Source organism: Amycolatopsis kentuckyensis (assembly GCF_041679295.1).
GTDB lineage: Bacteria > Actinomycetota > Actinomycetes > Mycobacteriales > Pseudonocardiaceae > Amycolatopsis > Amycolatopsis kentuckyensis_A.
The window spans coordinates 167,769-187,776 of record NZ_JBGDMD010000001.1 but is presented as its reverse complement, the minus strand read 5'-3'; the positions used below and the strand labels follow the sequence as shown (position 1 = coordinate 187,776).

The 20,008-nt window shown below is 71.4% G+C and carries 18 protein-coding genes and 1 riboswitch; of the genes, 9 read left to right on the top strand and 9 right to left on the bottom strand.

Annotated elements, in window-relative coordinates; translation table 11 throughout:
* Entirely contained in the window at positions 1–1,074 is a 1,074-nt protein-coding gene (locus ACERZO_RS00930) for a ribonucleotide-diphosphate reductase subunit beta (RefSeq protein ID WP_372660147.1), read from the top strand.
* Positions 1,075–1,126: 52 nt separating this feature from the next.
* Here ACERZO_RS00930 and ACERZO_RS00925 read toward each other — a convergent pair whose 3' ends face one another.
* Positions 1,127–1,483 (bottom strand): DUF2255 family protein, encoded by a 357-nt coding sequence (locus tag ACERZO_RS00925; RefSeq protein WP_372660145.1) that lies wholly within the window; start codon positions 1,481–1,483, stop codon positions 1,127–1,129.
* Between the two features lie 104 nt (positions 1,484–1,587).
* On the opposite strand from ACERZO_RS00925, the gene ACERZO_RS00920 reads away from it, so the two are divergent.
* Together ACERZO_RS00920 and metE are read left to right on the top strand one after the other, a co-directional pair.
* A complete protein-coding gene (locus ACERZO_RS00920) occupies positions 1,588–2,502 on the top strand; it encodes an alpha/beta hydrolase (protein WP_372660143.1) in 915 nt (304 codons plus the stop codon).
* Positions 2,503–2,505: 3 nt separating this feature from the next.
* A riboswitch (cobalamin riboswitch) is annotated at positions 2,506–2,709 on the top strand.
* A gap of 98 nt (positions 2,710–2,807) precedes the next feature.
* On the top strand, positions 2,808–5,006 hold the full coding sequence (metE, locus tag ACERZO_RS00915) for a 5-methyltetrahydropteroyltriglutamate--homocysteine S-methyltransferase (RefSeq protein ID WP_372660141.1): 2,199 nt from the start codon (positions 2,808–2,810) through the stop codon (positions 5,004–5,006).
* A 56-nt stretch (positions 5,007–5,062) separates the two neighbouring features.
* On the opposite strand, the gene ACERZO_RS00910 is transcribed toward metE, so the two are convergent.
* Positions 5,063–5,467: a pyridoxamine 5'-phosphate oxidase family protein gene (locus ACERZO_RS00910; protein WP_372660139.1), complete on the bottom strand. Its 405-nt coding sequence runs from the start codon at positions 5,465–5,467 to the stop codon at positions 5,063–5,065.
* Positions 5,468–5,549: 82 nt separating this feature from the next.
* On the opposite strand from ACERZO_RS00910, the gene ACERZO_RS00905 reads away from it, so the two are divergent.
* From ACERZO_RS00905 to ACERZO_RS00890, 4 genes are all read left to right on the top strand, one after another.
* The gene (locus ACERZO_RS00905; RefSeq protein ID WP_372660137.1) at positions 5,550–6,473 is read left to right on the top strand and encodes an AraC family transcriptional regulator; all 924 of its coding nucleotides are present in this window, start codon (positions 5,550–5,552) and stop codon (positions 6,471–6,473) included.
* A gap of 230 nt (positions 6,474–6,703) precedes the next feature.
* The gene (locus ACERZO_RS00900) at positions 6,704–8,164 is read left to right on the top strand and encodes a cytochrome P450 (RefSeq protein WP_372660135.1); all 1,461 of its coding nucleotides are present in this window, start codon (positions 6,704–6,706) and stop codon (positions 8,162–8,164) included.
* Positions 8,165–8,401: 237 nt separating this feature from the next.
* The gene (locus tag ACERZO_RS00895) at positions 8,402–10,219 is read left to right on the top strand and encodes a putative bifunctional diguanylate cyclase/phosphodiesterase (RefSeq protein ID WP_372662872.1); all 1,818 of its coding nucleotides are present in this window, start codon (positions 8,402–8,404) and stop codon (positions 10,217–10,219) included.
* A gap of 70 nt (positions 10,220–10,289) precedes the next feature.
* Positions 10,290–10,751 (top strand): peroxiredoxin, encoded by a 462-nt coding sequence (locus tag ACERZO_RS00890; protein WP_372660133.1) that lies wholly within the window; start codon positions 10,290–10,292, stop codon positions 10,749–10,751.
* Between the two features lie 196 nt (positions 10,752–10,947).
* Here the strand turns inward: ACERZO_RS00890 and ACERZO_RS00885 are convergent, their stop codons facing one another.
* The 5 genes from ACERZO_RS00885 to ACERZO_RS00865 all read right to left on the bottom strand — a co-directional run bounded on the left by ACERZO_RS00885 (position 10,948) and on the right by ACERZO_RS00865 (position 15,380).
* On the bottom strand, positions 10,948–11,310 hold the full coding sequence (locus tag ACERZO_RS00885; RefSeq protein WP_372662869.1) for a GNAT family N-acetyltransferase: 363 nt from the start codon (positions 11,308–11,310) through the stop codon (positions 10,948–10,950).
* 156 nt (positions 11,311–11,466) lie between these two features.
* A complete protein-coding gene (locus ACERZO_RS00880) occupies positions 11,467–12,000 on the bottom strand; it encodes a GNAT family N-acetyltransferase (RefSeq protein ID WP_372660131.1) in 534 nt (177 codons plus the stop codon).
* 41 nt (positions 12,001–12,041) lie between these two features.
* Entirely contained in the window at positions 12,042–13,250 is a 1,209-nt protein-coding gene (locus ACERZO_RS00875) for an LCP family protein (RefSeq protein ID WP_372660130.1), read from the bottom strand.
* A 95-nt stretch (positions 13,251–13,345) separates the two neighbouring features.
* A complete protein-coding gene (locus ACERZO_RS00870) occupies positions 13,346–14,593 on the bottom strand; it encodes a class I SAM-dependent methyltransferase (protein WP_372660128.1) in 1,248 nt (415 codons plus the stop codon).
* Positions 14,594–14,687: 94 nt separating this feature from the next.
* Positions 14,688–15,380, bottom strand: a complete 693-nt coding sequence (locus ACERZO_RS00865) for an alpha/beta hydrolase (protein ID WP_372660126.1) — start codon at positions 15,378–15,380, stop codon at positions 14,688–14,690.
* A gap of 113 nt (positions 15,381–15,493) precedes the next feature.
* Between ACERZO_RS00865 and ACERZO_RS00860 the strand changes: the two genes are divergently transcribed.
* Positions 15,494–16,222 (top strand): SIS domain-containing protein, encoded by a 729-nt coding sequence (locus tag ACERZO_RS00860; RefSeq protein ID WP_372660124.1) that lies wholly within the window; start codon positions 15,494–15,496, stop codon positions 16,220–16,222.
* A 107-nt stretch (positions 16,223–16,329) separates the two neighbouring features.
* Entirely contained in the window at positions 16,330–17,496 is a 1,167-nt protein-coding gene (locus ACERZO_RS00855) for a serine hydrolase domain-containing protein (protein WP_372660122.1), read from the top strand.
* Positions 17,497–17,539: 43 nt separating this feature from the next.
* Here ACERZO_RS00855 and ACERZO_RS00850 read toward each other — a convergent pair whose 3' ends face one another.
* Both ACERZO_RS00850 and ACERZO_RS00845 read right to left on the bottom strand, forming a co-directional pair.
* On the bottom strand, positions 17,540–19,411 hold the full coding sequence (locus tag ACERZO_RS00850; RefSeq protein ID WP_372660120.1) for an ABC transporter ATP-binding protein: 1,872 nt from the start codon (positions 19,409–19,411) through the stop codon (positions 17,540–17,542).
* Positions 19,412–19,508: 97 nt separating this feature from the next.
* The gene (locus tag ACERZO_RS00845; protein ID WP_372660118.1) at positions 19,509–19,943 is read right to left on the bottom strand and encodes a MarR family winged helix-turn-helix transcriptional regulator; all 435 of its coding nucleotides are present in this window, start codon (positions 19,941–19,943) and stop codon (positions 19,509–19,511) included.
* Positions 19,944–20,008: the final 65 nt, after the last annotated feature.

Genomic DNA, 20,008 nt, shown 5'->3' with positions numbered 1-20,008 from the left:
ATGACGAACTTGGAGACGACCGGCGCGACCGGCCTCGGAGAGATCGAGGTCGGCGCCGCCCGGATCAACGTCGACGACAAGCGCATGATCAACGCGCGCGCCGACGTCAACCAGCTGCTGCCGATGAAGTACACGTGGGCCTGGGAGAAGTACCTGGCCGGCTGCAACAACCACTGGATGCCGACCGAAGTCGCCATGCAGGCCGACATCGCGCTGTGGAAGTCGAAGGACGGCCTCACCGAGGACGAGCGCCAGATGCTCAAGCGCAACCTGGGCTTCTTCGCGACCGCGGAGTCCTTGGTGGCCAACAACATCGTGCTCGCGGTGTACCGGCAGATCACCAACCCCGAGTGCCGCCAGTACCTGCTGCGCCAGGCGTTCGAGGAAGCCGTGCACACGCACACCTTCCAGTACATCTGCGAGAGCCTCGGCCTGGTCGAGGGCGAGCTGTTCAACATGTACCGCGAGGTTCCGTCCATTTCGGACAAGGACGCGTGGGCGCTGAAGTACACGCAGCACCTGGAGGACCCGGACTTCGAGACCGGGACGCCGGAAGCCGACACGGCGTTCCTGCGTGACCTCGTCGCGTTCTACGTGATCTTCGAGGGCATGTGGTTCTACACCGGCTTCGCGCAGATCCTGTCGCTGGGCCGCCGGAACAAGATGGTCGGCATCGCCGAGCAGTACCAGTACATCCTGCGCGACGAGTCGATCCACCTGAACTTCGGCATCGACTGCATCAACCAGATCAAGATCGAGAACCCGCACCTGTGGACGCCGGAGTTCCAGGAAGAGGTCCGCGGAATGCTGAAGGAGGCGTGCGAGCTGGAGGTGGCGTACGCCCGCGACACGATGCCGCGCGGCATGCTCGGCTTGTCGGCGCAGCTGTGCGAGCAGTACATGCACTTCATCACCGACCGCCGCGCGCAGCAGATCGGGCTGACCCCGATCTTCGGCGAGACCGAGAACCCGTTCCCGTGGATGTCCGAGGCGATGGACTTGAAGAAGGAGAAGAACTTCTTCGAGACCCGAGTCATCGAGTACCAGTCGGGCGGCGCCCTCGACTGGGACTGAGGTCCGCTGCCGAGGAGCCCGGCCACGCCTTTCGAGGGGTGGCCGGGCTTTCTCACGGGGCCGGGTCGATGCGGACCGTCGCGGCCCGGGCCTCGGGGCTCGCGACCAGCGCGTCGGACACGGGTCCGTACTTGCCGGCGAAGGCGGCGTCGAGCCCGGCGGGTGGTTCGAGACCGGTCGTGAACGACACTTCGCGGGTGACGCCGGCCAGCTCGATCCGGCCGTGGCCGTGTTCGCTCGCCGCGCGGTACCAGCGCGAGCGGACGCCGCGGTAGGCGCGCACGTACACCCCGCCGTCGACGACCGCCATGCCGATCTCGACGCCGGGCCCGCCACCGTCCCCGGCGGTCAGGACGAGCGAGTAGCTCTCGGCGAGCCGGGCGAGGTCTTCGGGTGTCCAGGTGGTCATGGTTCCAGTGTGGAGCTTCCGCCGCGTCGGGTGCGGGGGCAGGATCCTTCCCAGGCAGGAACCCGCGGCTTTTCCACCCCCCGTCCCGGGGCGAAGGTGGAGACATGACCACGAACGTCACCTTCCCCAGCGCCGGCCTCGACATCGCCGCGCACCTCTACCTCCCCGACACCACGGACACCCCGCGCCCCGCCCTGGTCGTCGGTCATCCCGGGACCGGCGTCAAAGAACAGACCTCCGGCACGTACGCCCGGCTCATGGCCGACCGCGGCTTCGTCACCCTGGCCTTCGACGCCGCCCACCAGGGCGAGTCCGGCGGCCTGCCGCGCGGCCTCGAAGACCCCGCTCAGCGGATCGAAGACTTCAAAGCCGCCGTCTCGTACCTGGCCACCCGGCCCGAGGTCGACGCCGGCCGGATCGGGCTGCTCGGCATCTGCGCCTCCGGTGGCTACTCGCTCGCCGCCGCCGGTGGGGACCACCGGGTCAAGGCCGTGGCGACCGTGTGCACCGCCGAACCCGCCCGTCAGTTCCGCTACGGCGCCGACGGCACCCAGGACCCGGCCGTCTTCCAGGGCCTGCTCGACGCCGCCGCGCAGGCCCGCACCGCCGCCGCCCGCGGCGAGGACCCGGGCGTGCTGACGATGTTCCCCGAAACCGCCGCGGAAGCCGGCGCGCTCGGCGGGCCGCACGGCGTCGAGGGCTGGGAGTACTACTGCGGCGCCCGCGGTTACCACGAGCGCTCGGCGAAGTTCCTGACCTGGGACAGCGTCGACAAGATGGCCACGAGCGACGTCTTCCACGCCGTCCCGCTGATCGGCCCGCGCCCGATGCTGCAGATCCTCGGCGAGCGCGCCGTCACCGCGTGGATGGGCCTGGAGGCCCACCGGCGCGCGACCGGTCCCGCGGAGGTCCACTGGATCCCGGGGGCGAGCCACGTCGACCTCTACGACAAGCGCGAGTACATCGACCTCGCCGTCGCCAAGCTCACCGAATACTTCACCGTCCACCTCGACAAGTGACCTAGACTCGGGCACGCCACTGGTTCCCCGGGACTCCGGTCCCGGGGAGGCAACAGGGAACCCGGTGCGAATCCGGGACTGCCCCGCAGCGGTGAGTGGGAACGAAAGCCGTCAAGAAGCACTGAGTGAGAACTTGGGAAGCGACGGCCGGTAGGCGCGAGCGGTCCGCCCACGAGTCCGAAGACCTGCCCGTGGTGCGCGCGCCGACGGCGTGCGCGAGTCCGGGCCTCGCGGGATGGGCACGACCGAAACGCTCGCCTCCGCGCGCGTCCGGGCTCTTCGGACTAGCTCGCGAGGAGAGAGCTGTGACCATCGGCACCACTGTGCTCGGCTACCCCCGGATCGGCCCGGACCGGGAGCTCAAGCGCGCCCTGGAACGCTATTGGGCGGGCAAGATCGACTCGACGGCCTTGCTCGCCGCCGGCCGGGAACTGCGGCAGCGGACCTGGCTCGAACTGCGGGACGCCGGGCTGGACTCGATCCCGTCCAACACGTTCTCGCACTACGACCACGTGCTGGACACCGCCGAGCTGTTCGGCGTGCTGCCCACCCGGCCGGGGCTTTCGCCGCTCGACACGTACTTCGCCGCCGCGCGGGGCGTCCAGGACGCGCCGGCGTGGGAGATGACGAAGTGGTTCGACACCAATTACCACTACCTCGTCCCCGAACTGGGGCCCGACACCGAGTTCTCCCTCGCCGGGACCAAACCCCTCGACGAGTACCGGGAAGCCCGCACGCTCGGGATCGAGACGCGGCCGGTGCTCGTCGGGCCGGTGACGTTCCTGTTGCTGAGCAAGGGCACCGGCGGGTTCCGCCCGCTGGACCTGCTCGACACGCTCCTCCCCCGCTACGCCGATCTGCTGGCCAAGCTGCACGACGCGGGCGTCGAATGGGTGCAGCTGGACGAGCCCGCCTTCGCCGCCGACCGCACCGAGGCCGAGCTGAACGCGCTGATCCGCGCGTACCACTGGCTCGGCAAGGCGACCGCCCGGCCGAAGCTGCTGGTCGCCGGGTACTTCGGCGGCCTGGGCCGCGGGCTCGGCGTGCTCGCCCGGGCGCCGATCGACGCGCTGGCCGTCGACCTCGTCACCGACGAGTCCTTTGTGGACTCTGTTGCAGCCGAACCGGCGTTGCGGGACAAGGAAGTAGTGGCCGGGGTCGTCGACGGGCGCAACGTCTGGCGGACCGACCCGCGGCGCGCGCTGAGCCGGGCCGCGACGCTGTTCGGGGTCGCGAAGTCCGTCGGCGTGACGACGTCGTGCTCGCTGCTGCACGTGCCCTACGACGTCTCGCGCGAAGACCTGGACCCGCGGCTGAAGGACCGGCTGGCGTTCGCGCGGCAGAAGGTCGACGAGGTCGTGCTGCTCGGACGCGCTCTACGTGGCGAGTCCGTTGACCTGGAGGCGGTCACGGACCGGAGGACCGCGTCGAGCGCTTCCGTTCTGCCGGAAGAGGTTTCCCGGCCGCCGTACGCGCGGCGGGCGGCGGCTCAGCAGGCTGCTTTGCGCTTGCCGCCGTTGCCGACCACGACGATCGGCTCGTTCCCGCAGACGGCCGAAGTGCGCCGGGCGCGGGCGGCGCACCGGGCGGGCACGCTCGACGACGCCGCGTACGAGGCCGCGATGCGCGCGGAGGTCGCGCGGGTCGTCCGGCTGCAGGAGGACCTCGGGCTCGACGTCCTGGTGCACGGCGAGCCGGAGCGCAACGACATGGTGCAGTACTTCGCCGAGCATCTGGCGGGGTTCGCCACGACGGCGCACGGCTGGGTGCAGTCGTACGGTTCGCGGTGCGTCCGGCCGCCGATCCTGCACGGCGACGTCGCGCGGCCGGCGCCGATGACCGTGTCGTGGGCGCGATACGCGCAGAGCCTGACCGGGAAACCGGTCAAGGGCATGCTGACGGGCCCGGTGACGATGCTGGCGTGGTCGTTCGTCCGCGACGACCGGCCCCTGGCCGAGACGGCGCGCCAGGTGGCGCTCGCGATCCGCGCCGAGGTGCACGACCTGGAGGCGGCGGGCATCCGGATCGTCCAGGTCGACGAGCCGGCGTTGCGGGAGCTGCTGCCGCTGCGGGCCTCCGAGCACTCCGCCTACTTCGAGTGGGCGGTGTCGGCGTTCCGGCTGGCGACGTCGGGGATCTCGGACGCGACCCAGATCCACACGCACCTGTGCTACTCGGAGTTCGGCGAGGTGCTGGCGGCGATCGACGCGCTGGACGCGGACGTCACGAGCATCGAGGCGGCGCGGTCGAGGCTGGAGGTGCTGACGGACCTGGGCGGCTTCGGCCGCGGCGTCGGGCCGGGGGTGTACGACATCCACTCGCCGCGGGTGCCGTCGGCGGCCGAAGTGGCGGCCGCGCTGCGAGCGGCGGTGGGTGCGGTGCCGGCTTCGCGGGTGTGGGTGAACCCGGACTGCGGGTTGAAGACGCGGGGCTACGCGGAGGTGGAACCGGCGCTGCGGAACCTCGTGGCGGCGGCGCGGGAGGTGCGCGCCGAGCTGGGGTGACGGGCCGCCGCCCCCGGTTTCCAGTCTAGCCGCGGGGTCCGACAGTTCCCCGCCGGTCAATACGCGTAGCGGCGGACCTCGTCCGGGTGGATCACCAGCCGGACGAGGTCCGTGGCCAGGATTCCGTCGAGGTCCGCCGCGCGGGCCGGGTCGTCGAGGTCCCAGTAGCGCGCGGCCAAGCGCTTCGCCAAGTCGTGGGCGCCGTCCTCTTCCAGCGTGACGCGACCGGCCGCCGAAACCCACCGTTCACGCTCCCCCACCGGCGCCGCCACGACGATCGATGCCCGCGGGTCCCGGCGCACCCGCCGCACCTTCGGCGAGTCCGGTTCCGTGAACAGCTCGATCGTGCCTTCGGCGGTCGCCTCGAACCACACCGGGCGGGGCTCGCCGCCCGCCACCGTCAGGAATCCGTGCAGCGGCCGGCGGAGGAAGTCGAGGTCCTCATCAGTCAACGCGGTCATGACACCCAGTCAACCCGCCCCGCCCGGACGATCCCATGGGCGAAACGCCGGAATACCTACGCGATCGTCTAACGTCAGCGATGTGGACGCCTTCGGTGACCTCTTCCGCGACGTGCGGGCCCACGGCTCGCTCTTCGGCAGCTCGGCCCTGTCCCCGCCCTGGGCGCTGCACTTCGTCGACGGCGCGCCGCTGACCCTGTGCACCGTCCTCGCCGGCGGCGGCTGGATCGTGCCGGACCACGGTGCGCCGGAACCACTGCGCGCCTACGACACGGTCGTCGTGCGCGGGCCCGGGACGTTCACCTTCGTCGACGAACCCGGCACGACCGCCGAACCCGTCGACTGCGGTGAGTTCTGCGCCGAGCCCGAGCAGGGCGGGACCCGGCACCGGCGCGGCTGGCACGACCCCGGCACCGGCACGACGACCCTCATCACCGGCGCCTACCCCGTCCGCGGCGAGATCGGCCGCCGGCTGCTGGACGCCCTGCCCGTCGTGCTGCGCGTGGCCGGCGGCGGCACCGGCGACGCCGTGCTCGACCACCTCGCCGCCGAGGTCGCCGTCGACGCGCCGGGTCAGCAGGTGGTGCTGGACCGGCTGCTGGACTGGATGCTGGTCTGCACGCTGCGCGAGTGGTTCGACCGGCCCGGCGGCGCGCCCCCGGCGTGGTGGACCGCCCAGCGCGACCCGCTCGTCGGCCACGCGCTGCGGCTCCTGCACGCCGAACCGGCGGCGCCGTGGACGGTCGGGACGCTGGCCGCCCGCACCGGCGTGTCGCGCTCGACGCTGGCGAAGCGGTTCGGCGAGCTGGTCGGCGAACCGCCGCTGACGTACTTGACCCGCCACCGCATGACGCTCGCGGCGGACCTCCTGGTCGAGCGGGACACCGCGACCGTCGCGGAGGTCGCCCACGCGGTCGGGTACGCAGACGCGTTCTCGTTCAGCGCCGCCTTCAAGCGGGTGCGCGGCAGCACCCCCTCCGAGGTCCGGCGCGCCGCACCTCGCTGAGCATCGCCCGGGCCCCGCCCGCCGGCAGCGCCCGACGGCGCCGGCCGGACCCCACCGCGCCTTTACCGCCAACGCGGCGACTCGACCCCGGCCCACCTACGACGCGTCCGCGGCCGCACCCCTTCGGACGTCCGGCGCGCCGGCAAGCCACCCGAAAAGAGGCCCGCCCAGGTGTTGTCAGACCGTCAACAAGGGTGCATCGTGGAGGGATAGCCGATCTCAGCGGGGAGATGGTCAGTTTGCCGGGCACCGTCAGCCGAGCCGCCGAAGCACTGCGCGAACGCGTTCCGCCGTTGACGGCGCTCCCCTTGCCGCACAAGGTCGACGAACGCTGGTTGCAGTCGCGCTGGCCGGTCAAGGAACTGGCGACGCCGCCCGCGGGCAGCGGCCTCAAGCCCGTCCTCGGCGACGAAGGCCCGCCGGTCGTCGGGCACATGCTCGAGATGATGCGCTTCGGGCCCGCCTTCGGCCTGCGCCGCTACGAGCTCTACGGCCCCGTGTCGTGGACCGGCGGCTTCGGCCGCCGGATCGTCGCGCTGTCCGGGCCGGAGGCGACGCAGATCGCGCTCGTCAACAAGGACAAGGCCTTCTCGCAGGAAGGCTGGAAGTTCTTCATCGAGAAGTTCTTCGAGCGCGGCCTGATGCTGATGGACTTCGGCGAGCACCACCTGCACCGCCGGATCATGCAGGAGGCGTTCACCCGGTCCCGGCTCACGGGCTACGTCAACGAGATGGGCCCGGCGCTGCGCGAAGGCGTCGCGGGCTGGGGTTCGAACGAGCGCCCGCGGCTGTACTGGGCGCTCAAGCAGCTCACCCTCGACGTCGCGACGCGCGTGTTCATGGGCATGCGCAGCGGCGCCGACGCACACCGGATCAACCGCGCGTTCGTCAGCTCCGTGCGCGCCGGCACCGCGCTGGTGCGCTTCCCGGTGCCCGGCGGGCGCTGGTCGGCGGGCCTGCACGGGCGGAAGGTGCTCGAGCGCTACTTCAGCGAAACCCTGCCCGCCAAACGCAAGTCGGACGGCGACGACCTGTTCACCGCCCTCTGCCACGCCACCACCGAGGACGGCGACCGCTTCACCGACACCGACATCGTCAACCACATGATCTTCCTGATGATGGCCGCGCACGACACGACGACCATCACCAGCAGCGCCATGGCGTACTACCTCGCCAAGCACCCGCAGTGGCAGGAGCGCGCCCGCGAGGAGTCGCTGGCCCTCGGCGACGACGTCCTCGACATCGACGCGATCGACCGGCTGGAGACGCTGGACCTGGTGATGAAGGAGGCGCTGCGGCTCGTCGCGCCGGTGCCGTCGCTGACCCGCCAGACCGTCAAGGACACCGAGGTCCTCGGCCACTACATCCCCGCCGGGACCCTGTGCGGCGTCTCGCCGACGGTCAACCACTTCACGCCCGAGTGCTGGACGAACCCCTTCGAGTTCGACCCTGAGCGCTTCGCCGAGCCGCGGCGCGAGGACAAGTCGCACCGGATGGCGTGGATGCCGTTCGGCGGCGGCGCGCACAAGTGCATCGGGCTCCACTTCGGCGGTCTCGAGGTGAAGTTGCTGATGCACGAAATGCTGCGGGCGTACCGCTGGTCGGTTCCGGAGAGTTACACCGCGAAGTGGGATTACGTGTCCCTGCCGGTCCCCGCCGACGGTCTTCCGGTGCGGCTGACCCGACGCTGACCCGGGCACCGTCCACCACTGCATACGGGGTGTGACAAAAAGTTACCGCATGTGGACATTCGTTCACTCGTTCAGCCGGTAGACACCCCGTTACGCGCATGATGGCGTGGCATCGGTCGCGGCCGAGGGGTACCTAGTGTGGCTTCATGATCCCCGACACCGCGGCTGAACTGGCCTGACCCGTGCATGAAGAGGTGGAGTGTGCCTGAGCCCGGTGCCGCGCCAGGACTGCTGGACGTGGCGCGCAGGTGGGCGGCGACGTTGGCCGACACCAAAGGAGTAACACTTCCCCCGGAGGAGCTGGAGCCACTGCTGCTGGAGATCGCGCACGACGCGGTCGACCACGCCGGCCCGGGCCACGACGGCGCCCTGCACCGGTTCACGGCGCTCTACGCCGCGTCGCCGATGGGGATCGCGCTCGCCGACCCCGGCGGCGAGATCGTCGAGGCCAACCTCGCGCTCGGCCAGCTGCTCGGCTGCTCGCCGGACGAGCTGCGCGGCCGGCACCTCACCGACCTCGGCTCCACCGACCACGACGTCTCGCGGCTCAAGGCCGGCCTCGAGCAGGTGCGGGGCGGGCGTGAGCGCTACCGGGAGCGGATGCTGCTCGACCACACCGAGGACGGGCAGCTCTGGACCGACGTCACCCTCGCCCGGCTGCCCGGCGACCGGCCGGGGTCGGTCTACCCGGTGCTGATGGTGTCCGACGTGAACGAGCTGCACCTGCTGCAGGAACGGCTGCTGCACCAGAACGTGCACGACCCGCTGACCGGTCTGCCCAACGCGTCGTCGTTCACCACCAAGCTCGAAGCGGCGCTCGGCGCCGGCGCGCGCGACGACATCGCGTTGATCTACCTCGACGTCGACGGCTTCAAGGTGGTCAACGACGGCCTCGGTGCCGGCGTCGGCGACCAGGTGCTGCGCGGGGTCGCGGGCAAGCTGTCGGCGGTGTTCACCGGCCACCACGACGGGTTCGTCGCGCGGCTGTCCGGCGACGGTTTCGCCGTGCTGCTGCGCGGGAAGCTCACCGCCGCCGAGGTCGTCGAGCTCGTCGAGCGGGCCCTGGAGGACCTCAACGAGCCGATCTACCTGGGCGGGCACGGCATCGGCGTGAGCGCGAGCGCGGGCATCGTGGTGCGCGCGGCCGTCGAGGGCGGCGCGGCGGAGCTGCTGCGGGCAGCGGAGATCGCGCTGCACCGGGCCAAGGAGGCCGGCAAGGCGCAGTGGATGCTGTTCGACCCCGAGCTGGACGCCCGCGACCGCGGCCGCTACCAGCTGGGCGCGGTGATCGCCGGAGCGCTCGAGAACGGCGAGTTCTCGCTCGTCTACCAGCCGACGGTGCGCCTGGCCGACCCCGGCAGCCTCGCCGCGGTCAACGCGGGCCTGCGCTGGAACCACCCGGAGAAGGGCGAGCTGGACTCGGACGAGTTCTACCCGCTGGCCCAGACGACGGGGATGACGGTGCCGCTGGGGCGCTGGCTGCTGGCGGAGTCCCTGGCGGCGACGGCCCGCTGGCGCGCCCGCTTCGGCGACGCGGCCCCGGACGTGTGCGTCCGGCTGCCGACCCGGCTGGCCATCGACCCGGACCTGGTCCTGCTGGTGAAGGAGCAGCTGGACAAGCACGAGCTGCCGGCCGACGCCCTCCGGCTGTGCACGGACCGCGACTCGGTCCTCGACCCGCGCGGCGAGGTCCTGGACTCGTTCGCGGTGCTGTCCGAGCTGGGCACGCAGCTGGTGCTGACGATCTCGGGTTCGGCGGACCTGGAGCTGATCCCCCAGCACCGGCTGCCGGTCCACCACGTGATCCTGTCCGGCCCGGTGATCGACGCGCTGGACACGGATTCCCCACCGGAGCCGGCGCTGCGGCACTTGACGCAGCTGGTGACCCGGGCACGCGAGCTGAAGCTCCGCGTGGGCGCGGAGGGGGTCCGCACGCACGAGCAGGCGGCCCGGTTGCGTCAGCTGGGTGTGCTGGCGGCCCGCGGCCCGTTCGTGACGGACTCGGCCACGGGCGACGAGGTCGACGAGCTGATCGCCCGCCACCCGGCGCCCTGACCAAGCCGGTGCGGTGCCGGCTCCGAAGGCCAGGCAGGATGGGTTCTGCCGCCGACGAGAAGGGACGTCCATGGACGCCGGAGACCTCGCCCCCGACTTCACGCTGCCCGACGACCAGGGCGCCGAGCGCACGCTGTCGGACTTCCTGGCCACCGGGCCGGTCGTGCTGTTCTTCTACCCCGCCGCGATGACCGGCGGCTGCACCGCCGAGAGCTGTCACTTCCGCGACCTCGCCGCCGAGTTCGCCGAGGTCGGCGCGCACCGGATCGGGATCAGCCCGGACGGCGTCACCAAGCAGCGGCAGTTCTCCGAGGCCAACGGCTTCGACTACCCCCTGCTGTCCGATGTGGAGGGTGAAGTCGCGAAGCAGTTCGGCGTCTGGCGGAAACTGCTGCCCCTGCACGCCAAGCGCGTCACGTTCGTGATCGGCGAAGACCGCAGGGTGCTCGAGAAGATCAAGAGCGAGCTGAACTTCACGGTCCACGCCGACCAGGCGCTCAAGGTGCTGCGGGAACGCGACAAGGTTTCCTAGCGACGCCAACCCCGCGGGGGCCAGCCCGGCGGCCGGCGCACGCCGGCCGCCGGCCAGCCCCGCGGGCGGTCGCGCCGGCGCCGCCGGACGTCGTAGTCGTGCGCCTCGGCGCGGTTCCCGCGCCTCTCGGCCCGGCTCGCGATCGTGCGTCGCTCGCACAGCCACCGGTGCCCTGGTTCCGTCACGTAACCCAAGTTCACGGTCTCTCCAGCCGCCAGACGTGGTTGACACCCGTGCACGACGGGGCGAGCGGCTTCTCGGCCGGCTCTTCGCGCACCTTTTCGAAACCGAGGCGAGCGGGCACCGCTCCACTTCGGACGTTCAGCTCGTCGTGCTTGATCTCGACGTACCCCGCGCCGAGCCGGAACGCCTCCTCGGTGAGCAGCCGTGCCGCGCGGGTCATCAGGCCGCGGCCGGTGTAGTCGGACGCGAGCCAGTAGCCGATCTCGACCCCGCCCTCACGCCTCATCGTGCCGATGCCGCCCGCGACCGCGTCGTCGACGCGGATGGCGAAGTCGTGCGTTTCCCCGCTCTCCCAGTTCTTTCGGGTGCGCTCCAGGAACTCGGCACTGTCCTCGGCGGTGTAGCCGCCGGTGGCCCAGATCAGCCAGGCCCCGAGGTGGCCGAGGGACCCGGCGACCGTCGCAGTCAGCTCCGGTTCGTCGGCGAACTCCCAGCGGGGTCAAGGTGAAGCCGTCGCCGGTGTAGGTCTCCTTCACGGCTTCTCCTTCCGCCACACCTGCTTGACCCCGACGCAGGCCACCGGCCGGACCTCGTCGTCCGCGAGTTCCTTGCGCACCACGGAAAACCCGAGCCGGGCCGGGATCGCTCCACTTCGGACGTTCGCCTCGTCGTGCTTGATCTCGACGTATCCCGCGCCACGCGCGAACGCGTCCGAAACCAGCAGCGAAACCGCACGCGTCACCAGGCCGCGCCCGGTGAACTCCTTCGCGAGCCAATAGCCGATCTCGACCCCGCCCTCGCGGGTCATCACACCGATCGCGCCCGCGAGCGAGCCGGCCACCCGGATCGCCCACTCGTACGCCCGGCCGGTTTCCCAGTTCTCGTGCGTCCGCCGCAGGAACTCCGCCGCGTCGGATTCCGTGTAGCCGCCGACCGCCCACGGGACCCAGTCGGCCAGGTGCGCGCCGGACCCCGAAACCGCGGCCGCGACGGCCGGGCGGTCGCCGGACTGCCAGCGGGTCAGCGAAAACTCGTCACGGGTGAACGACTCGGCCGGGGTCTCCATGGCGTCCATGGTGCCCCGGCCGAATCGAAACCGCGCCCGAATTAATTGACGATGACGCTGTCCGGGATCTCCGTGTCGTTCTTCAGCGCGTCGAACAGCTGCTTCGACTTGGTCTTGTCCCAGTTCTCCGCCGAGCCGTTCGTGACCGGCACCGTCGTGGTCACGACACCGCCCGAGGAGATGCCGCGCATCGCGATCGCCAGGCCGGCCAGGTTGTGCACGTGGTCGCCCGAGTCCATCGTCAGCGCGTCCGGGCCGGAGCCCAGCAGCGGGAAGAAGTGGAACGGGTTGAGCAGCGTGCCCGGGCTCGCGATCTGGCTCACCAGCGCGCCGATGAACTTGCGCTGGTTGGCGACGCGGTCGAGGTCCGACCGCGGCGTCGCGTCGCTGTGGCGCATGCGGACGAAGCCCAGCGCCGAGCGGCCGTCGAGCGACTGGCAGCCGGCCTTGATGCTGATGCCGGTCATCGTGTCGTTCATGTCCTTGTCGATGCACATGTCGACGCCGCCGATCGCGTCGACGATCTTGGCGAACCCGCCGAAGCCGATCTCCGCGTAGTGGTCGATGTGCAGCCCGGTGGCGCCTTCGACGGTCTGCGCCAGCAGCGACGGCCCGCCCAGCGAGAACGCCGCGTTGATCTTGTTCGTGCCGTGGCCCGGGATCTTCACCTGGGAGTCGCGCGGCAGCGACAGCAGCGTCGGCTTGGTGGAGTTGTCGGGGATGTGCGCGACCATGATCGTGTCGGTGCGCTGCCCGCCGCCGGCCGCGGCGACGTCGCCGGTGGCCAGCCGCTCCTCGTCCTCCGCGGTGAGGCCTTCGCGGCTGTCGGAGCCGACGATCAGCCAGTTGGTGCCGGACGCGGCGACCGGGCGGCCCGAGTAGTCGGTGAGCGCGTCGACGCGCTTGATGGAGAACTCCAGGTAGACCCAGATGCCGGCGAGGAACACCACGAACACCAGCAGCAGCGTCAGCAGGATCCGGCCGAAGCCCCAGCGGCGCCGGCGCGGCGGCCGGGACGGCGGGTAGTCGTCGTCGACGGGCCGCCGGGGCGGGTCCTGCCGGGGCGGCGGGGGCGGCGCGTACTGGCGCTCGTCCTCGCGGGTGCCCATCGGGCGGGTGCGCTCGTCGTAGGGGCTCTGGCCGCGCCCGGGCAGCGGCATCATCTGCGCGCGCTGGTGGTCCCGGGGACGCGCGGGAGGCCGGGGCGGCATGCGGCGCCCGCCGTCGTCGCCACGGTACGTCATCTCCATCACCCAATCCCGATCCGGACAAAGCTGTCGTCGTCAGTACACCGCACGTCCTCTACTGGAAGACGTCCGGCATCGGGTCGGGTTGTCCGGCGAGGTTACTTGCCGGTCGCCTCGTAGCCGAACTGGTGGACCTTGAGGTACCCGGAGCGGAACCCGGCCTCCGAATAGGCCAGGTAGAACTCCCACATCCGGCGGAAGACGTCGTCGAACCCGAACCCGGCGATGTCGGCCCAGCGGTGCAGGAACCGTTCGCGCCACAACCGTAACGTGCGCGCGTAGTCTTGGCCGAACTCGCGCATCCCGGCCAGCTTGAGCCTGGTGTTCGCCTTGACGCCCTCCTCGATCGAGCGCACCGACGGGATGATGCCGCCCGGGAAGATGTACTTGTGGATCCAGGTGTAGGCGCGCGAGGCCGCCAGCATCCGGTCGTGGTCCATGGTGATGGCCTGCAGGCCGAACCGCCCGCCGGGGCGCAGCCGCTCCCCGATCGTGGCGTAGAACGCCGGCCAGTAGGACGCGCCGACGGCCTCGATCATCTCGACACTGACCACGGCGTCGTACTGGCCGCTCGACTCGCGGTAGTCGCACAGCTTCACTTCGACGCGGTCGGAGAACCCGGCCGCGGCGATGCGCTCGGTCGCCAGCGCCCGCTGTTCCTCCGAAATGGTCAGTGACGTGACGTGCGCGCCGCGGGCGGCCGCGCGGATGGCGAGTTCACCCCATCCGGTACCGATTTCGAGGACTTCGCTGCCCTGGCGGACGCCGGCGTAGTCGAGCACGCTGTCGATCTTGCGGTGCTGGGCTCCGGTCAGGTCCTCGCCGGGACCGAACAGCGCCGAGGAGTACATCATCGACTCGTCGAGGAAGGCGCCGAAGAGGTCGTTCGACAGGTCGTAGTGCCGGTGGATGTTGGCCCGCGCGCCTTCGAGGGTGTTCTCCTCCGACGGCGGCTGCGTGCGCTCGGCGATCCGCCGGAACTTCTGCAGCACCGGCGGCACCAGGGTGGCCATCCGCTCGGCGAACGGCGTCAGCACCTCGGCCAGGTCGGACGCGGTCCAGTCACCGGCCATGTAGGACTCGCCGAAGCCGATCTTGGCGTCGACGCCGAGGCGGTGGAAGAACGCTTCGGGACGCAAGATGCGCATTTCGGGCGATTCCGGCCCGCCGGCGCCGAGGACGGTGCCGTCCGGGAACACCACCCGCAGGTCGAGCGGGCGGACCGCGCGGCGGAACAGCGCGGCGGCGATCCGCGCCCGCAGCGCGGAGTGCGGCGGGGTGGCCAGGCCCGGCCAGCGGGACTCGTCGGGGATTTCCCGAGCACGGTCAACACTCGAGGTGGTCACGGTTCTCCCTCCGGCCGGCCAAGTGCGCCGGTGATCGATCGTAGTCGCCGCACCCCCGCGGCGCGTTTCGCCGAATGCCCTGTTCGGGGCCCTTTCACACGGGTATTCGGAGCCGCTCGGGCCCCGGCGCGGCCCACGCGCCACGCAGTTCCGCATCGGCGTCCCCAGCGAGCACTTCCAGTGTGAAAGCAATCGTCAGCCGGGTCCACACGGATGACCGGCGAAGCATCGCGTGTCCCTCGTTCGCGATTTCGAACCGGGCGACGCGGGCGGCGACGTCCTCGGCGCGTTCGGCGAAGGCGTGCGACTCGGCCGGGCTGGTCATCCGGTCGCGGGTGCCGTGCACGATGAGCACCGCCCGCCCGGCGACCGCGGCCACCGGCTCGCCGCGCGGCGTCCACGGCGCCAGCGCGCAGACCCCGCGCACGGCACTGTCGTCGGCCACGCGCAGCGCCACCCGGGCACCCATGGAGTGGCCGACCAGCACGACCGGCAGGCCGGGGTGGTCGGCGTGGATGCGCTCGAGGGCCCAGCGGGCGTCGTCGATCGGGTCCATGGCGGGGGCGTTCCAGCCGTAGCGCCGGTTGCGCAGCAGCCGCACCTCGACGCCGTGCCGGCGGCCGGCCCGGTGCAGGGCGCGCGCGATCGGCACCATCCGCAGGAACGCGAGCTTCCAGGGTGGCACGCCGCCGGTGCCGCGCTCGGCGCCGCCGTGCAGCACGAGCACGACCGCTTCGGTCCGCCCGCGCGCCCGCCGCACCGACACGGCCGGTTCCGCTTCGCTCACCCAGTCCTCCTCGCCCGCATTCGGGTCAACCCCGCCCGGCCACCGGGCTATTCCACCGCGCACCACCATCTTCGCGGTAGATTCGGCGCCCGATCCCCTACGGAAGGGTGGGTGTGGTGAGCGCCACGGACATCTCGGGCAGCGTCGCCAAGCAACTGGCGGACGTCGAGCAGGCCAACGCGGAGGCAGTGCGCGAAGCCGCGGATCTGGTGCTGGGGGTGATCCGGGCCGACGCACTGGTCTATACCGCCGGGGCCGGGCACTCGCTGGCGGCCGTCGCCGAGACGTTCTACCGGGCCGGCGGCCTGGCCTGCGTCTACCCGCTGTACCACCCGGACCTGCTGCCGCTGCACGGCGCGGTGAGCAGCACGCAGACCGAGCGGCGCAGCGGCCTGGCCGCCGAAGTCCTTTCCGAGCGCGCGCCGGGACCGGACGACGTGCTGGTGGTCTTCTCGACGTCCGGGTCGAACCCGTACCCGGTCGAGCTGTGCATCGAGGCCCGCAAGCGCGGGGCCGCGGTCATCGCGATCACGTCGCGGGCGTGCGTGGCGGCGGCGCCGAAGCGGTCGTCGAGCAACCTCGTGGAGCAGGGCACGGTGGTGCTGGACTCGCTGGTGATCCCCGGCGACGCGAGCTACCCGCCGGACGCGCCGCGCACCGCGCCGCTGTCCACTGTGGTCAACGCGTTCCTGTGGAACCTCGTGCTCGCCCAGGTCTACGACCGCGGCACCGCCGAGGGGCTCGACGTCCCGCTGTGGCGCAGCTCCAATGTGGAGGGTGGCGACGAGGCCAACAAGGCGCTGCTGGCCAAGTACGGCGAGATCGTGCCGCGACTGCGCTGACTTGGTGGGAAAGCACCGGCCGGGTGCGTCTTGACGGGCGCGCCCGGCCGTTTTAACGTCGACATACCGACTGGTCGGTGTGGACCGGTCGTCCCCGAGGAGGTCCGATGGACAGCGCCACGGCGACGGTGCACGGCGAGTGCGCGCCCGGCTTCGAACCGGTGCGAGCGGCCTTCGAGGAGAACTTCCGCTCCCGCGGCGAGCTGGGCGCGGCGTTCACGGCCATCCGCGACGGCGAAGTCGTGGTGGACCTGTGGGGCGGCTGGTCCGGTCCGGAACGCACCGCCGAGTGGCAGCCGGACACGCTCGCCAACGTGTGGTCGACGACCAAGGGCATGACCGCGATCTGCGCGCACAAGCTGGTCGACGCGGGCGAGCTGGACGTGGACGCGCCGGTCGCGAAATACTGGCCCGAGTTCGGCGCGGCGGGCAAGGCGGAGGTGCCCGTGCGGTGGCTGCTCACCCACCGCTCCGGCGTCCCCGGGATCGGCCTCGACCGGCCCGTGCGGGTCGAGGAGCTGTACGACTGGGACCTCATGACGTCGCTGCTGGCGGCCCAGGAACCGTTGTACGTGCCCGGATCCGCGGGTGGCTACCACGCGCTGGCGTACGGCTGGCTCGTCGGCGAGGTCGTCCGGCGGATCGCCGGGCAGGGCGTCCGCGAGTTCTTCGCCGAGCAGGTCGCCGGGCCGCTGGACGCCGACTTCTCGATCGGCCTGGCGTCGGATGCCGACCTGGACCGCTGCGCGACGCTCGTCGACCCGGTGATGACCGAGGAGATGGCGAACGCGCTGGCCACGGCGTTCGCCGCGGCCGGTCCGGTCGCGCAGGCAGCGCTGACCAATCCCCAGCTCGCGGGTCACCACGCGAACGACCCGGCGTTCCGGCGCGCGGTGATGCCGGCGTTGAACGGCCACGGAACGGCCCGCGCGATCGCCACGATCTACGGGGCACTGGCCACCGGCGATCTTCTGTCGGCGCCGACGCTGGCCCGCGCCCGGGAGAGCCAGGGCAAGGAGATCGACGCGGTGCTCGGCCTGCCGAACGAGTGGGGCCTGGGCTTCTACCTGGGCAGCGACGCCCGGGGCTTCGGCCCGAACCCGGCGGCCTTCGGCCACGACGGCCTGGGCGGCTCGACCGGCGGCGCGGACCCGGAGAACGGCATTTCCTTCGGCTACACGCTCAACCAGCTGGGCCCGCTGATCCGCGACGACCCCCGCAAGATGGCGCTGGTCAACGCGGTGTACGAGAGCTTGGCGGAGCAGACCGCTTGACGGGAACGGCGCGCGGGTTTCCCGCGCGCCGCCTCTCTCCCGCTCACGCCACCGCCGGCTCCTCCTCCGCGAACTGCGTCGCGTGCAAAGTCGCGTACCGGCCCCCCGCGGCCAGCAGTTCCTCGTGCGTTCCGCTCTCGACGATCTCCCCGTGCTCCAGCACCAGGATCTTGTCCGCCGCCCGCACCGTCGACAACCGGTGCGCGATCACCAACGCCGTGCGGCCCGCCAGCGCGTGCGTCAACGCCTCGCCCACCGCCGCCTCGGACTCCGAGTCCAGGTGTGCGGTCGCCTCGTCCAGGATGACCACCTTCGGCTGCGCCAGCAGCAGCCGGGCGATCGTCAGCCGCTGGCGTTCGCCGCCCGACAAGCGGTAGCCGCGCTCGCCCACCGTCGTGTCGAGGCCGTCCGGCAGCGATCGCGCCAGCTCGCCGAGCCGCGCGCGCTCCAGCGCCTCCCAGATCTCGTCGTCCGTCACGCCCGGGCGCGCGTAGGCGAGGTTGGCGCGGATCGTGTCGTGGAAGAGGTGCCCGTCCTGCGTCACGACGCCGACGGTTTCCCGCAGCGAAGCGAAAGTCAGGTCCCGGACGTCCACATCGGACAGCCGCACCGACCCCGAGTCGACGTCGTACAGCCGCGGCAGCAGCGACGCGATCGTCGACTTCCCCGCGCCCGAAGACCCGACCAGCGCGACCATCTGCCCCGGCTCGGCGCGGAACGAGATGCCGTGCAGCACCTCGTCACCACCGCGGTGGTCGAGCGTGGCGACGTCTTCCAGCGACGCCAGCGAATACCGGTCCGCCGCCGGGTACCCGAACCGGACGTCGGAGAACTCCACCGAGACGCCGTCCGAAGCGGGGAGCGCCCGCGCGGCCGGCTTCTCCTTGATCATCGGTTCCAGGTCCAGCACCTCGAAGACCCGCTCGAAGGACACCAGGGCGGTCATGACGTCGACGCGGACGTTGGCCAGCGCGGTCAGCGGCGCGTACAGCCGGGTCAGCAGCAGCGCCAGCGCGACGACCGTGCCCGGCGCGAGCTTGCCGGTCAGCGCGAGGTACCCGCCGAGGCCGTAGACGAGCGCCTGCGCCAGCGCCGAAACCAGGGTCAGGCTGGTCATGAACCAGCGGGTCAGCATCGCCGTCCGGACACCGATGTCACGCACCCGCCCGGCCCGCAGGGCGAAGTCGTCCGCCTCCTGCACCGGCCGGCCGAACAGCTTCACCAGCGTCGCGCCCGGCGCGGAGAAGCGCTCGGTCATCTGCGTCGTCATGCCCGCGTTGAGGTTCGCGGCCTCGCGCTGCAGCCCGGCCATCCGGCGGCCGAGCCGGCGCGCCGGCAGCACGAAGATCGGCAGCAGCACCAGCGCGAGCACGGTGACCTGCCACGACAGCGTCAGCATGACGGCCAGCGACAGCGCCAGCTGGATCGTGTTGGTGACCAGGCCGGACAGCGTCGCGGTGAACGTCCGCTGCGCGCCGATGACGTCGTTGTTCAGCCGGGACACCAGCGCGCCGGTGCGGGTACGGGTGAAGAACGCGATCGGCATCCGCTGCACGTGCTCGAACACCGCGCGGCGCAGGTCGAAGATGATGCCCTCGCCGATGCGCGCGGACTGCCACCGCTCGATGAGCCCGAACCCGGCGTCGGCGATCGCCAGTCCGGCGATGACGACGGCGAGCCAGACGACCAGCGGCAGGTCACGCCCGCCGACGATCGCGTCGACCACCTTGCCCGCCAGCACCGGCGTCGTCACCGCGAGGACCGCCGAAACCACGGTCAGCACGAGGAAGGCCAGCAGCCGCCGCCAGTGCGGCCGCGCGAACCGGGCCACGCGTTTCAGCGTGCCGCGGCTCAGCCCCTTCGGCACGTCGTTGGCGCGCATCGCCGAGCTCAGCAGCGCCCAGGTGTTGTCCATGGGGAACCCCCAGTCTCAAAACCTCTACTATAGCTGAGGTTTTCTCCGGATATGACCTGGACAACGCGGCCGCTGTCCGATTGCTTCCCGCCGCCGTTCACTCCCCGCGAACAACGCGCCCCAACGCGTCGCGGAACTGCTCCGCATCCGCCAGGGGCGCCAGCAACTGTGCCTCAGCCTGCCGGGTGACGTCTTCGCCCGCCGCGCGGACCCGCTCGCCTTCGCCGGTGAGCGTCACGAGGCGCTTGCGGCGGTCGCCCGGCGCGACCTCGCGCCGAACCAGTCCCTTGTCCTCCAGCTCGTCGACGAGCGCGACCATCGTCGTCCGGTCGATGCCCAGGCGCGCCGCGCCGTCCTGTTGCGACAGCGCCGGACCGTCGCCGAACAGCGTGAGCAGCGCGAGCTGGCGGCCGGTGATCCCCAGCGGCGCGTACAACGGCTCGGCCAGCTCGGCGAGCCGCAGCTGGGCGTGCTTGAGCAGGTAACCGAGGCGCCGCGTGACGGCGGGCGGCGCTCCGAGGTCGCTGGACATGCGAGAACTCTACCCTTACGCTGATCGTCAGTTTTACTGATGATTCTTTCAACTGATAATCAGGA